The 15,136-nt window shown below is 34.5% G+C and carries 10 protein-coding genes; 6 read left to right on the top strand and 4 right to left on the bottom strand.

What is annotated here, in order from left to right; translation table 11 throughout:
• The first annotated feature begins 113 nt into the window (after positions 1 to 113).
• On the top strand, positions 114 to 1,970 hold the full coding sequence (locus D778_RS01980) for a CBS domain-containing protein (RefSeq protein WP_007647221.1): 1,857 nt from the start codon (positions 114 to 116) through the stop codon (positions 1,968 to 1,970).
• Entirely contained in the window at positions 1,970 to 3,166 is a 1,197-nt protein-coding gene (locus tag D778_RS01975; protein ID WP_007647219.1) for a succinylglutamate desuccinylase/aspartoacylase family protein, read from the top strand. Before D778_RS01980 ends, D778_RS01975 begins: the two co-directional genes overlap by 1 nt.
• A gap of 61 nt (positions 3,167 to 3,227) precedes the next feature.
• Here D778_RS01975 and D778_RS01970 read toward each other — a convergent pair whose 3' ends face one another.
• Genes D778_RS01970 through D778_RS01960 form a run of 3 tightly spaced genes read right to left on the bottom strand, consistent with a single transcriptional unit; the run spans position 3,228 to position 7,602 of the window.
• Positions 3,228 to 5,057: a M1 family metallopeptidase gene (locus tag D778_RS01970; protein WP_007647217.1), complete on the bottom strand. Its 1,830-nt coding sequence runs from the start codon at positions 5,055 to 5,057 to the stop codon at positions 3,228 to 3,230.
• Between the two features lie 58 nt (positions 5,058 to 5,115).
• Positions 5,116 to 6,726, bottom strand: a complete 1,611-nt coding sequence (locus D778_RS01965; protein ID WP_040491228.1) for a S8 family peptidase — start codon at positions 6,724 to 6,726, stop codon at positions 5,116 to 5,118.
• Positions 6,727 to 6,741: 15 nt separating this feature from the next.
• Positions 6,742 to 7,602 carry an MBL fold metallo-hydrolase gene (locus tag D778_RS01960; protein ID WP_007647214.1) on the bottom strand — a complete coding sequence of 287 codons (861 nt, stop codon included), beginning with the start codon at positions 7,600 to 7,602 and terminating at the stop codon, positions 6,742 to 6,744.
• A gap of 144 nt (positions 7,603 to 7,746) precedes the next feature.
• On the opposite strand from D778_RS01960, the gene D778_RS01955 reads away from it, so the two are divergent.
• Positions 7,747 to 8,103: a YidH family protein gene (locus D778_RS01955; protein WP_238307544.1), complete on the top strand. Its 357-nt coding sequence runs from the start codon at positions 7,747 to 7,749 to the stop codon at positions 8,101 to 8,103.
• 131 nt (positions 8,104 to 8,234) lie between these two features.
• A complete protein-coding gene (locus D778_RS01950; RefSeq protein ID WP_007647211.1) occupies positions 8,235 to 10,109 on the top strand; it encodes a cation:proton antiporter in 1,875 nt (624 codons plus the stop codon).
• Between the two features lie 133 nt (positions 10,110 to 10,242).
• Here D778_RS01950 and lepA read toward each other — a convergent pair whose 3' ends face one another.
• Positions 10,243 to 12,039 (bottom strand): translation elongation factor 4, encoded by a 1,797-nt coding sequence (gene lepA / locus D778_RS01945; RefSeq protein ID WP_007647210.1) that lies wholly within the window; start codon positions 12,037 to 12,039, stop codon positions 10,243 to 10,245.
• 151 nt (positions 12,040 to 12,190) lie between these two features.
• Between lepA and D778_RS01940 the strand changes: the two genes are divergently transcribed.
• Positions 12,191 to 14,614, top strand: coding sequence for a TonB-dependent receptor domain-containing protein (locus D778_RS01940; protein ID WP_040491226.1), 2,424 nt, complete (start codon positions 12,191 to 12,193; stop codon positions 14,612 to 14,614).
• A 49-nt stretch (positions 14,615 to 14,663) separates the two neighbouring features.
• Complete coding sequence (locus D778_RS01935) at positions 14,664 to 15,092, top strand: hypothetical protein (RefSeq protein ID WP_007647207.1); 429 nt, start codon at positions 14,664 to 14,666, stop codon at positions 15,090 to 15,092.
• Positions 15,093 to 15,136 lie beyond the last annotated feature (44 nt).

Here is a 15,136-nt window from a genome sequence, read left to right as displayed (position 1 = left end):
AAATGTAACAAATACCAACAAGCTAAAGGCTACCTTTTTCCATATGATATATGTCATATTTTATTTTATTGATTTCCTGTAACTTAATGTTTTTATAACCAACACGTTTAAGAATGGGAGAATTACATGTTACAAAACTTCAAAATAAAAAGCAGTACGCAAATTATATACATCATTTAATGAATGATATTGAAGCCTTGGATTTAATGCTTAAAGAAGATTTAATTGAAAAAGAACCTATAAGGATAGGAGCAGAGCAGGAATTTTTTATTGTGGATGAAGCGTTTTTTCCTGATAACAATGCACTGGCTGTTTTGGAAACCATTAACGACGACCATTTTACCACAGAAATTGGAAACTTTAATTTGGAAATTAACTTAGATCCTTTTGAACTTAAAACCGATTGTTTTTCAAAATTGGAACATCAATTGACCACATTATTGGATAAAGCAAAGCAAGCTGCCAAAAAACATGATTCCAAAATAATATTGACAGGTATTTTACCAACCTTATCCTTAAAGCACATTACCTTAGAAAACATGACACCAATACAGCGTTATTATGTATTGAACGAAGCTGTAAAGGAATCCAGAAACCAAGATTTTCATATTCATATAAAAGGCGTGGACGAGCTAAGTTTAATTCACGATTCTGTGATGTTGGAAGGCTGTAACACCAGTTTTCAAATGCATTTACAGATCCATCCAGATACCTTTATAGATAGTTATAATTGGGCTCAAGCCATTGCAGGACCTGTTTTGGCAATCTGTACCAATTCGCCGTTGCTTTTTGGAAAAGAATTGTGGGCAGAAACCCGAATTGCCTTATTTACACAAAGTGTGGACACACGAGCCAATTCGTTTTTATTAAATGAAAACCAATCCCGAGTAAGTTTTGGAAACAATTGGGAAACTGGAACGGTTACAGATATCTTTAGGGACAACATTTCCAGATTTAGAAGTTTACTTACTACAGAATATATTACAGATAGTGTAGAAATGATTGAACGAGGCGAAATACCAAAACTTAAAGCTTTAAGCCTTCATAACGGAACGGTTTATAGATGGAATAGGGTTTGTTATGGTGTTGGTAATGGGAAACCACATTTAAGAATTGAAAATAGATACATTCCCTCAGGTCCTACTGTGGCAGACGAAATTGCAAATATGATGTTTTGGGTAGGACTCATGCTTGGAAAGCCCGAAGCCTATAATAACATTCACAAAAAATGGGATTTTAAGGACGTAAAATCCAATTTTTTCAGTGCGGCTCGATATGGCATGGGTACCCAGTTTTTTTGGAACGGATCTTACATGTCCAGTCAGCAATTGATATTAGATGAATTATTGCCTATGGCTTACAGAGGTTTGTATCGCGTTGGGATAGATCCTGCCGATGTTGAAAAATATTTAACCATTATAGAAAACCGGGTAACATCCAATAATGGGTCTCAATGGTTGATAAAAAACTACAGAGCTTTGTCAAAATCCAAAACCAAGTTTGAAGCAGCTCAAATAATAACCTCAGAATTATACGAAAAGCAAGAATATAATTACCCAATAGGGTCTTGGAATGCACTGAATGAAAACGACATTGAAGTGGATACAAACAGCTATGTTGTAAAACACGTAATGAGTACAGATATTTTTTCAGTACACAAAAATGACAGTTTAAAGTTGGTTGTAAATATCATGAGATGGAAGAACATTAGGCATATGCCTGTTATAGATGCATCTAAGAAAATTATTGGACTGGTTACCCATACCGATGTTAAAGGTTTGTCCAAACAAGCAATTGATAATGGCATTTCAGTAGAAGAGGTCATGACCAAGGATTTAATTACCATTACTCAGTACGAAAGTGTTGAGACGGCAAAAGTACTGATGATTACCAACCTGATAAACTGTTTGCCAGTGGTTGAAAAAGGAAAACTCATTGGTTTAATCACCTCAAAAGATTTTTTCAATTAATGGTACATATTAAAAGCAACGCATTAAACAAAGACATACAGATAGATAGATTAATTGCTAACATTAAAGGTTCTAAAAAAGGGCCAATCCTTGTTTTTTTTGCTGGTATCCATGGTAATGAAACTGCAGGAGTATTCGCTTTAACAAACACCTTAAAAACCATGTCTCCTGCAGATTTAAGTGGAAGCATTTATGCAATTGCAGGCAATTTAAAGGCATTATCCAAGAACCAGCGATATTTGGAGAAAGACTTAAACAGGTTATGGACACAAGCTGATTTAGACGCTTTGGTTTCAAAAGAAGAATTAATTTCAGAAGAAAAAGAACAATTTGAAATTTATAACTTATTGAAAGCTATACAAAAAGCACATTCTGAACCTATATATTTTATAGATTTCCATACCACTTCCAGTAAAACATTACCTTTTATTACCATAAACGATGCTTTGATAAACAGAAAATTTTCACAACAATTTCCTGTGCCAGTGGTTTTGGGCATTGAAGAGTATTTAAAAGGCCCTTTGTTGAGCTATATCAATCAATTGGGCTATGTGTCCTTGGGTTTTGAATCTGGACAGCACGACGAGCTCGATGCTGTTTTAAATTGTGAAGCGTTTATTTACCTTTCGTTGGTTTTTACAAAAGCTTTGGATAAAGATTCTGTCAAGGATTTCCAGATGCATTATTACAGGTTAAAACATCAGTCCAAAAACATTTCAGAGATATTTGAAATCACTTATTTATACAAAATAAAACCTCAGGAACATTTTAAGATGCTTGAAGGTTTTAAAAGTTTTCAGGCTATTTCCAAAGGAACACATTTGGCACAAAGCAATGCACAAGCTATTTTCTCTGGATACAATGCCAGGATATTTATGCCGTTGTACCAAACTCAAGGAGCTGAAGGTTTTTTCATAATAAAAAGCATTCATCCAATTTTCATGAAAATTTCCGAATTTATACGGAACTTCAAATTGGATAGTTTATTGGTGTTTTTACCAGGCATTTCTTGGGAAAATAAAAAGCAAGGTGTTTTATCGGTTAATTTAAAAGTGACCAGGTTTTTAGCCAAGCAGATTTTTCACATTTTTGGATTTAGAAGTCAGCAATTAAGCAAGACACATATGTTGTTGTACAATAGGGAACGGGTTGCTAAGAAAGCTTTATATAAAAATGAAATGTGGTTTAATAAATAAAAAAAACCTGCAAGGTTATTAACAGCTTGCAGGTTCATGGATATCAATTTAAAGTTTGTATTTAATTAAGTTCAAACTTATTGTTTACTTTATTAATGTCTGCCATCCATTCTTTAGGATCTATTTGAACCGATTTTATGGCTTTGGAAGCTTCAAAGGTATAAGTTGGATAAGCCCAAGCCCAATCCGATAGTGTAGTAGCCGTAGTTGGTTTTTTACCACGCATCATACGCAACGGAATGTAATAATCTTCGGTTGTTCCATCGGTATAAGTAATGGTTAGGTCTATAGGCATTGGCATAAGTCCTATACGTTCTAAGGTAACCTTATTGCCACTTACAGCTTTTACGCCATAATCTATAGTGTTTGTGGTTTGAGCAAAATCTATTAAATACCAATCCAATTCGAAGTCTGTTATTTTTTCTGCTGTGCGAATAAAATCGATTGGTGTTGGATGTTTAAAGGCAAAATCGTTATAGTACTTTTTAATGGTAGCTTTTAAATTGTCTTCCCCTATAACATAGCCCAATTGCGCCATAAATACTTCTCCTTTACTATAAGCAGAAATTCCATAAGCTTGATTGTACTCAAAACGGTCAGCATGTGTGGTTAAAGGCTGCTCTTTCCCAGAAGTTGCCAGGTAAATATAGCCTCTATAAGCATTGGTTGTTGGGTTTTCTTCATTGCCATCCATAACGGCGTTCATGGCATAATCACTAATATAACTGGTAAATCCTTCGTCCATCCAATAATGTCTGGCTTCGTTAGTTGCCAATAAAAATTGAAACCAAGCATGAGCCAATTCGTGTGCCGTAACACCAACCAAACTTCCAAATTTGCGTTTTCCGGTGATAAGTGTGCACATGCCATATTCCATACCACCATCGCCACCTTGGATTACAGAATATTGTTTGTATGGGTATTTTCCAATATGCTCACTGAAATACTCCATTAATTCAACCGTTTTTGGTTGTAGTTTTTTCCAGTTTTCCAGGTATTCGGCTTCTAAAGTCTTTTTGTATAAGAAATGTAACATTGGACCATCTGGAACCTGCATGGTATCGTGAATAAATTCTGGATCTGCAGCCCAAGTAAAATCGTGAACTTTTGGTGCTATAAAGTGCCAAGACAGCATATCTCCTTTAGGTTGCTTTACTTCTCCAGTTTCGTAACCATGGCCAATTTCGTTTGGATTTTGTAAATAACCAGTACCACCAACCACATAGTTTTTATCGATGTTTATGGTTACGTCAAAATCTCCCCAAACACCATGGAATTCTCTTCCAATGTATGGATCTGCATGCCAACCTTCAAAATCGTATTCGGCTAATTTTGGGTACCATTGTGTCATGGATAAAGCCACACCTTCAGCACTGTTTCTACCAGAACGACGAATTTGAACAGGTACTTGGCCATTAAAAACCATATCGAAAGTTACTTTTTCTCCTGGTTGTATTGGCTCGTGCAATTGCACCTGTAAAACAGTTCCTACTACATCGTAATTTAAGATAATACCATTTTGCTTTAATGAGGTGACATTTAAAAAACCAATTTCGTCTGGTTTCAATTTTCCAATTCTATCTCCCACACGACTATCTGGATCTGCTATGGTTTGCGATCTTACATCCATTTCGCTGCCAGGTTGAAATGCGTTAAAATAGAGGTGGTAATACACTCTGGTTAATACATCTGGAGAGTTGTTGGTATAAACCAATTGTTGCGTTCCAGTGAATTGATAATTGGTAACATCCATGGTTACATTCATTTTGTAATCTACATGTTGTTGCCAGTAACCCGTATTGTTAGCCGTTTTGTATGGTTCTGTTTGATTGGTATTGGCTGAAGTAAAAAGAACGCCTAAACCAAAAAGGAATACAAAGATTTTTTTCATTTTAAATGAATTAAAAAAACCTCATCTTTTGATAGGATGAGGTTTAGGTTTTTTATAATTATTTAGATAACTGATCTGCCATAATAAGCGCGTTGTAAGCGTTTACAATTTTACCGGATTTTGTTAAATCTCCAATAGGTTTTACGTTATTGGTATCTCCACCAACCACTACTTTTGTAGAAAGCGCCAATCCAGAATCCATAATTATTTGCTTTACTTGAGCAGCAGATAATTTAGGGTAATAAGAACGGATTAAAGCAGCAACACCAGCTACTGCAGGAGCAGCCATAGATGTTCCCCCTTTGGTATCGTATTCGTTTTCTGGAGTTGTGGAATAAATTTTAGCTCCTGGAGCAAAAACATCTACATTGATTTTTCCGTAGTTAGAAAACCCAGCTAACATATTGGCACCATATTTAGGCTCTAAAGCGCCAACTGTAATAAAAGAGGTAGATACTTCTGGACCATTGTTTACTTGATCGTTTGGATAGCATTCTTTTTGGTCTAAATCTATACCTTCGTTTCCTGCAGCATTTACAAAAACAACATCTTTACTACTTGCGTAAGCTATTGCGTCTCTAACCCAATCGCTATGTGGAGAGTAGTACTTACCAAAACTTCCGTTGATAATTAACGCGCCATTATCTACGGCATATCTAATAGCCAAAGCAATATCTTTATCGTACTCATCGCCATTTGGAACAGCTCTTAAGCTCATGATTTTTACATTGTTGGCAACACCATCTACACCTTTACCATTACCACGTTCTGCAGCAATAATTCCTGCTACGTGAGTTCCGTGGCTTTCCCCTTTTTCAGAAGGAAGTACATTGGCGTTTCCGTATCCAACATCAGACAAGTCGTTAGGATTGTCTCCAGTGGTTCTTCCGTTGAAATCTTTGTTTAGGTTGTAGTTTAATTTATCAGTAAAATAATCCACACCTTCTTTTATGGAGTTTAAAGCTACTTTTGTGTCTTCAAATCCATTTCCATACATAAAGTTCATTACGCTAATGGCTTTGGTAATGGCTTCATCTTCTGAATCGATGGCTTCAACATCTTCTTTGGTGTAGTTTTCTTTACCTAAATGCTTGGAGATGGTTTCATCGGCATTTTTTACTTGCTCATAAATTTGATCGTATTGTGCTTTTCTACCAACCGTTTCTTGATATTCTTTGTCGTATTCTTCTTTAGCTCTAGCATAATCTGGGTTGCTTGTGTCTCCAGATGCAAGGATACGTACGTATTCCAATTGCTCATCGTAAGCATCTCCTAAAAAGTTCCACCCATGAATATCATCTACATAACCATTATTATCATCGTCAATACCATTTCCTGGGATTTCGTCTTCGTTGGTCCAAAGAACTCCGTCTAAGTCTTCGTGTTCAATATCGATACCAGAATCAATTACAGCAACAATCACAGATTGGCCTTTTCTATTTTTTATAATTTCAGCATAAGCTTTTTCAACACTCATTCCAGGAATTGTATCTTTTACAAGATCTAAATGTCCCCAAGTGTGTTTTTCGTTTTCAGTTAATTCCGACACTTTTAAAGGCACAGAATCTATGTTTTCAACAGGTGTTGATACAATATCAGCACCTCCACCACAACTAGAAAGAGTAGCGGCTACAAGTACTGAAAGCATAAAAGGTTTCATTAATTTCATTTTAATTTATTGGTATTAGTTAAATATTTCATTACAGGTAAAAACATGGTTTAATCGCACACCTTTATCAGTTTGCTTTACTGTAATAATCTCGTTATGTGCATCGTGCTCCAAAAATAAGTAATAATTATTATCTGCTGCTAGTTTGAGGAATTTTTCTTTTTCGTCTAAAGTCAGCAGAGGTCTTGTATCGTAGCCCATTACAAAAGGTAAGGGTAAATGCCCTGCAGTTGGCAGTAGGTCTGCCATAAAACAAATGGTTTTGCCTTTGTAATGTATCATAGGAATCATTTGTTTATCTGTATGGCCATTTGCGAAAAAAATATCAAAGCCCAAAGGGCTGTTTTTCAACATATCTGTTTGTGGTAAGTCTGTGAATTTTAACTGGCCACTTTCTTCCATTGGCAAAATGTTTTCTTTAAGGAAAGAGGCTTTTTCCCTGTTGTTGGGTTGTGTTGCCCATTTCCAATGGTCTTGATTGCTCCAAAAATGGGCATTTTTAAAAGCAGGCTCATAACCCGTTCGGTTCTTGTTCCACTGGATTGAGCCTCCACAATGATCAAAATGTAAATGGGTCATAAACACATCTGTAATGTCATCTCTATGAAAACCATATTGTTCTAAGGACTTGTCAATAGAATCATTTCCCCAAAGATAATAGTATCCAAAAAACTTATCACTTTGTTTGTTGCCCATTCCAGTGTCTATTAAAATGAGCTTGTTGCCATCTTCAATTAATAAACAACGTGCAGCAATATCAATCATGTTGTTGGTATCTGCAGGATTGGTTTTTTGCCAAAGGGATTTAGGGACTACACCAAACATGGCGCCGCCATCCAACTTAAAATTTCCAGATTTAATAGGATATAATTTCATAATGCCTGCAAATTACTAAAACGCCCCGTATAAGTGAAAATAAAGCAAGGATATTAGTTGTTTTTTAACATTTTGGATTGGATTGGATGAGATAATTTATTTGTAGCTAATAAATATTAATTATAATTTTATAAAAAACCATTTATGAAAACACTTAAACCGAGTCCCTTGAAAATAAAAAAAATGAAATTGCTTCGGTTTGGTAGAGATTTTAAGCCAGATGAAGAAGTTATTTTAAGAGATTATTTAGCTATTGAGCGAACCAGGTTGGCAAATGAGCGTACTTTGTTATCTTATGTAAGATCTTCTTTGTATTTGTTGTTGGGTGGTATTGCTTTTTTTCAATTAAAAGATTTCCCTTTTCCAAATTTCAGGTTTCTAGGATTGTTGTCATTAGTATTTTCGGCACTTTTTTTTATAATTGGCGTATATCGATTCGTACTTCTTAAAAAGAGTTTAAAACGTTTGTACTATATGTCCGAATCCAAAAATGAGGATTGATGGTTTCATCTTTTTAATTTTTTTCTTTAGTTTTTTAACTTGTTAATAAAGCGCTATTTATAATTGTAAAATAAAAAAGCATTATTTTGCCAAGGTTTTTTATAATTGTTCACAAAATTTAAAATCTTTATATGGTAGAATTAGCAGGCATTATCATACTTGGTATATTGGCACAATGGGTAGCATGGAAATTAAAAATACCAGCTATTTTACCTTTAATTCTTATTGGTTTATTTGTAGGACCTATTGCAGCAGAATTTTTAAGTGCAGATGGCACCAAATGGATTGAACCTAGATGGAATGGCGAAGAAGGGCTTTTTCCTGGAGGCAGTTTGTTTTTCTTTGTGTCTTTGGCAATTAGTATAATTTTATTTGAAGGTGGATTAACCTTAAAAAAAGGTGAAATAAAAAATGTTGGTCCAGTTATTACCAAGTTAATTACTGTAGGTTCTATAGTCACCTTTTTTGGGGCTGCCATAGCAGCACACTATATTTTTTATTTAAGTTGGGAAATTTCTTTTTTATTTTCAGCTCTGATTATTGTAACAGGACCAACGGTAATTACACCAATTTTAAGAAATATACCCCTTAAAAAAGATGTTTCTGCCGTTTTAAAATGGGAAGGAATCCTTATAGACCCAATAGGAGCCTTGGTAGCTGTACTTGTTTTCGAATTTATTAGTGTGGATGCTGGTGGGGAATTTACCAAAACGGCTTTTATTGAATTTGGGAAAATCGTATTGTTCGGTACTACTTTTGGGTTTACTTTTGCTCATGGACTTAATTTGATTTTAAACCGAAATTGGGTGCCCCATTATTTAATGAATGTGTTTGCATTGGCAGCTGTATTGGGAGTTTTTATTTTAGCCGATGAATTTGCACATGAGTCTGGTTTATTGGCAGTGGTGGTTATGGGAATGGTTTTGGGAAACTCCAAATCCCCTTACTTAAAAGAACTGCTTTATTTTAAAGAATCCTTAAGTGTTTTATTGATATCCATACTTTTTATCCTTCTAGCTGCAGATATCAATTTTGAAGATTTGCTTTTAATTTACAATTGGAACACAGTAATCTTATTTTCTGTTGTTGTGTTTGTTATTAGACCTATTGGCGTGTTTTTAAGTACCCAAGGCTCTAATTTAAAACTTAAAGAAAAACTGTTTATAAGCTGGGTTGGTCCACGAGGAATCGTGGCAGCAGGTATTGCCTCGCTATTTGGACTTAAACTTGCCGAAGATGGCGTTCCAGGAGCCGAATATATTACTCCATTGGTATTTATGATTGTGCTAGGAACTGTTATCCTTAATGCCACTACGGCCAGGATGTTTGCCAAAATAGTTGGAGTGTTCTTGACCGAGTCTAGAGGGATTTTAATTGTAGGTGCATCCAAACTCCCTAGGTTATTGGCCCATTATTTAGAGAAAAATGGCAGACATGTTGTTTTAATAGATAGCAACCAAAATAATATTGCAAAAGCCAACGAGCTTGGTCTGGAAGCAATGAATACCAATATTTACTCCGATAAGTTATTGGATAATATTGAGCTTAACGATATGGGTTTTTTATTGGCTTTAACTGGAAATACAGATATAAATAAGTACGCCATTAAGCAGTTTGGGGATAAATTTGGGGAAAATGGGTCTTACAGGTTGTTAACCTCTACAGAAATGCACGAAACCTCAGAAATGCCAATAGAAGGCGTGTTTTCTTATACAGACGATTTTAACTCATTGACAAACGTTATCAATAAATATCCTTCCATACAAGAGATTAAATTAAAAGATAAAGACCATTATTACGATTTAATTGAAATTTCAAGTAAGGATCCAGATATTATTCCTTTGTTCATTAAAGATAATGACAACGATTTGTTTGTTGTTAAGGCAGACAAAGAAGAAACCCTTGAAAACCTTGAACCAGGTTGGAAATTAGTTTATATAGGAAAACCTTTTGATGTAGAAACAGTAAAGAATGAAACAAACGGAGGAAAAACCAATTTAAATTAATTTATTAAAAGATGGGTTTCTCTATTTAAGAACAGAGTTTAACCGTTTTTTTGCGAGATCATTTACCAATGACACAAAATCAAAAAGGTTTTGTTAGGGTTTAAAAAAAATTCCTGCATTTGCAGGAATTTTTTTAGTCGTTCAGTTTTAAAACAGCCATAAAAGCTTGTTGGGGGATTTCAACATTTCCTACTTGTCTCATACGTTTTTTACCTTTTTTCTGTTTCTCAAGGAGTTTACGTTTTCTGGAAATATCTCCACCATAACACTTGGCAGTTACATCTTTACGTAAGGCTTTTATGGTTTCCCTAGCAATAATTTTTGCACCAATGGCGGCTTGAATAGGGATATCGAATTGTTGTCTAGGAATGAGTTCCTTTAATTTTTCGCACATTTTTTTACCAATACTATGTGCATTATCAGCATGTATTAAAGCTGAAAGTGCATCTACTGGTTGGGAGTTCAATAAAATATCCACACGAACCAGTTTAGAAGGTTTCATCCCAATAGGATGATAATCGAAAGAGGCATATCCTTTGGAAACAGTTTTTAAGCGATCATAGAAATCAAAAACAATCTCAGCTAAAGGCATATCAAAAGTCATTTCAACCCTTTCGGTTGTTAAATAGGTTTGATTGGTAATCATGCCTCGTTTTTCAATACATAGAGACATGACGTTTCCAACAAAATCTGCTTTGGTAATGATGGTAGCTTTAATATATGGTTCTTCCACACGATCCAAACCGGATGGGTCTGGTAAATCGGAAGGATTATTAACAATAATTGGTGTCTCTGGGTATTTTTTGGTAAAAGCGTGGTAACTTACGTTAGGAACTGTTGTAATAACAGTCATATCAAACTCTCGTTCCAAGCGTTCCTGGATGATTTCCATGTGTAGCATGCCCAAGAAACCACAACGGAACCCAAAACCTAAAGCAGCAGAACTTTCAGGAGTAAAAACCAAAGAGGCATCGTTAAGCTGCAATTTTTCCATAGATGCTCGAAGTTCTTCATAATCTTCCGTATCTACAGGATAGATTCCGGCAAATACCATGGGTTTCACATCTTCAAAACCTTCAATAACATTGGTAGTTGGATTTTTAGCATCAGTTAAGGTGTCACCAACTTTTACTTCTTTAGCTTCTTTAATTCCAGTGATTACATACCCAACATCTCCAGCTTTTATTTCTTGTCTAGGAAACTGTTTTAGTTTTAAAGTACCAATTTCATCTGCAAAATATGTTTTGCCTGTGGCAATAAATTTAATGTTCTGTCCTTTTTTTATGGTTCCATTTAATACCCTGAAATAGGTTTCCACACCACGAAATGGGTTGTAAACCGAATCGAAAATCAAAGCCTGTAAGGGTTCATCAGGATTTCCGGTAGGAGCAGGAATACGCTCAATAATGGCAGCTAAAATATTATCTACGCCAAAGCCTGTTTTTCCACTGGCATGTATAACATCTTCTGGTTTGCAGCCCAATAAATCCACAATATCATCGGTTACTTCTTCAGGATTGGCACTTGGCAAATCCACTTTATTTAAAACAGGTATTATTTCCAAATCGTTTTCCAAGGCCAAATATAAATTGGAAATGGTTTGTGCTTGAATGCTTTGCGCAGCATCAACAATCAACAAAGCACCTTCGCAAGCAGCAATGGAACGTGATACCTCGTAGCTAAAATCTACGTGTCCAGGCGTGTCAATTAAATTTAAAATATATTGCTCTCCTTTATAGGTATATTCCATTTGTATGGCATGAGATTTAATGGTTATACCACGTTCTCGCTCCAAATCCATACTGTCCAACAGCTGTTCTTTTTTCTCGCGTTCGGTTACAGAGCCTGTATAATCCAATAATCTATCTGCCAAGGTACTTTTACCATGGTCTATATGTGCTATAATACAAAAGTTTCTAATGTGCTTCATAAAATTTATTCTAGCATAAATCTAATTTGCAAATATAATTGTTTTAAACTTGCTATAATTGTTAATAACTAACTAAATATCATATTTATTTACGGGTTTTCCGTAAAAATATGTTCAAAACTATTTTTATATTGTAGCCCCAAATAAGCTTATGAGTTTTAAGTTAAATTTTTTTTACGTTTTTGTTGTCTTTTTGTTACCATTTACAGTGATGGCTCAAGATGTTTCCATTACAGGAACCGTAAAAGACACGGACCAAAATCCTGTATATTTTGCCAATGCATTGTTGCTGTCTGCAAAAGATTCTACTGCCATTAAAGGCACATCCACAAATGAACAAGGTTTTTTTGAACTAAAAAATGTTCAAGAAGAGGATTATCTTATTAAAATAAGTTTTATAGGTTTTAAAGATTATACCGAATTTGTTAGTGTGTCTTCTAAAGATATAAGTCTTGGTGATATCACCTTAGAAGAAAATAATGAAGCTTTAGACGAAGTCAATATTGTAGTGAACAAACCTACCATAAAGAAAGAAGCAGACAAACTGGTTTTTGGGGTTGAAAACACAGCGCTTTCTGAAGGTAGCTTGCTTCAAGTAGTAAAAAGTACTCCAGGGGTTTTGGTTTTGGATGGGCAAATATCTGTTAAAGGTTCTGCGCCAACAGTTTACATAAATAATAGAAAAGTGCAACTGTCCAAGGATGAATTATTGCAGCTCTTGGAAGGATCATCAGCCAACTCCATAAAAACTGTTGAGGTTATTACCAATCCGTCTGCTAGTTATGATGCTGAAAGTGGAGTGGTTTTGAACATTCTTATGAGTAAAAACCTGGTTACAGGCTATAGAGGAAGTGTTTTTGCAAATTACACCCAAGGTGTATTTCCTAGATACAATGCAGGAATGACCAATTATTTTAAAACAGACAAAGTTAATTTATTTGCCAATTATAGCTATACGGACGACAAAATAAACAGGGACAACGACGATGGTGTTTATTACCTCGATACCAATGGTCAAGTTGATGAATTTTGGAAATCATCCGTTAACAGAAATACCTGGAGCAAATCGCATAACCTGAATTTCAACATTGATTTTCTACTAAATGAGGCAAACACCTTAAGTGTATCTTCCAACATGTTATGGACACCATATTACAAATACAACATAGATAACAATACGAATGTCTATAATGCAAACAAAGTATTTCAATCCCGTTTTGAGGCAGCTAACATGGCGAATGACGATAAATACAATTTAGGTTTTGATTTGGATTATGTACATCAATTTACAAAAGGAAGTTTCGCGCTTAATGGGCATTATACCATTTATGACTATAACAGATTTCAAGAATCCTTAAGCAATTATTACGATCAGAATAATAACTTTATAGAGCCTACAGCTTTTAATACAGATGCCAATCAAGAAACACAAATCATAACCTCTCAGTTGGATTATAAATTGCCTATAAACGACACATCTTATTTTGATGCTGGAATGAAATTCTCCAATGTGCAAACAAACAGTGATGTGACACGCTACGATTATGATTTTAACACCAATCAAGAGATTTTGGATGTAACAAACTCCAGTACTTTTGATTATAACGAAAATGTGTTTGCTGCCTATTCCAATATTAAAAAAGAATGGGAAAAATGGCGTTTGCATGCAGGAATAAGAATGGAACAAACCTCTCTAGAAGGGATATCTTTAACCAACAATCAAACAGACAAACAAGATTATTTTGACTGGTTTCCCAATGTAAGTCTAACGTACCAAGCAGGTGAAGTCCTAAGTTTTTATGCTAATTATAAACGAAGTATAGAACGGCCAAACTATAAAGATTTAAATCCTTTTACTTTTTATTTGAACGACTATACCTTAGTGGTAGGTAATCCCAACCTCATGCCTACCTATAAAGACCATTATGTTGTTGGGTCTACTGTAAGCCCCTTTTTAACCTTGGAAGCATATTACATTCATAAAAATGATAACATTTTTGAAATACCTATTCAAAACAACCAAAGTAATGAAATTACTTATTCACCAATAAACATTGAAAAATCTATAGAATTTGGCTTTGATGTCATTTCTTATTTTAACGTAACAGATGCTTGGTTTGTTTACGCAGTAACCTCTTTTTACAATACTTACGATAAAACTGCTACTGTAAATGGTATTATTGAAGCTAAAAAATGGTCCAATTACAGTGTGTTAAGTAACGATTTCACCTTTTTAGAAGACCAAAGTTTAACAGCAAATTTAACTTTTATCTACATCTCTTCGAATGTCCAAGGATTTATGGATGTTGCTGGAAGGTTAGAATCTGAAATATCAGTATCAAAAACCATTTTAAATAAAAAAGCAGTGATTTCCTTAAGTGCTGCAGACCTATTCAATTTAGGGGATTTTGATACAACAACCAATTATTTAAACCAGCGTAGTTATTACAATACCAATTTAGACAACAGATATATAAAATTAGGTTTTAGGTATAAATTTGGAAATACCAAATTACAAACCAACGAACGCCAAATTGATATTAAGGAAAGAGAGCGTATTAAGGAAAGAGATTAGTTCTGCTTGTTAACACTTTACGTAACGGTAAGTAAAAACAATTATAAATATGAAAGATAAATTAACTCTGATACTATTTGTAATTGGGATGTTGCAAACATTGTATTCACAGGATCAATTTAAAATAGATAAATCTAATAATTCCCGTCTTATAAAAATCCTGAATAACTCCGAATTGATTGGAGATATCGTTACGGACTATGTATCTGTAAGAATTTATAAAATGGATAACGGAAGTGGAAGTGCAGGACGCGAAAGCTGCGAAGTTTCATTTAACTTATTGGTTGCCGTATCTGAATTTGGTGAATACCCAAATCAAAATCTTTTCGAAATAGGCCAACTTTATAATCCCAAATTCATTAATTGGAATAATACGGAAGACAGCAAAATTGAATTTCAAATTGAACATGGAAATTTTAATAATAGAAAAACAATCACATTAGCAGTAAATGTTGAAGAATTAAAACTAATAAATTAAAATTCACACTCTATTTCTGTTTTACTAATTTTCAGCCTGTCAAT

It is taken from the genome of Xanthomarina gelatinilytica, from assembly GCF_000348685.1.
Taxonomy (GTDB): domain Bacteria; phylum Bacteroidota; class Bacteroidia; order Flavobacteriales; family Flavobacteriaceae; genus Xanthomarina; species Xanthomarina gelatinilytica.
Note: the sequence above shows the minus strand (reverse complement) of the source record. Positions and strands in the feature narration are given on the sequence as shown.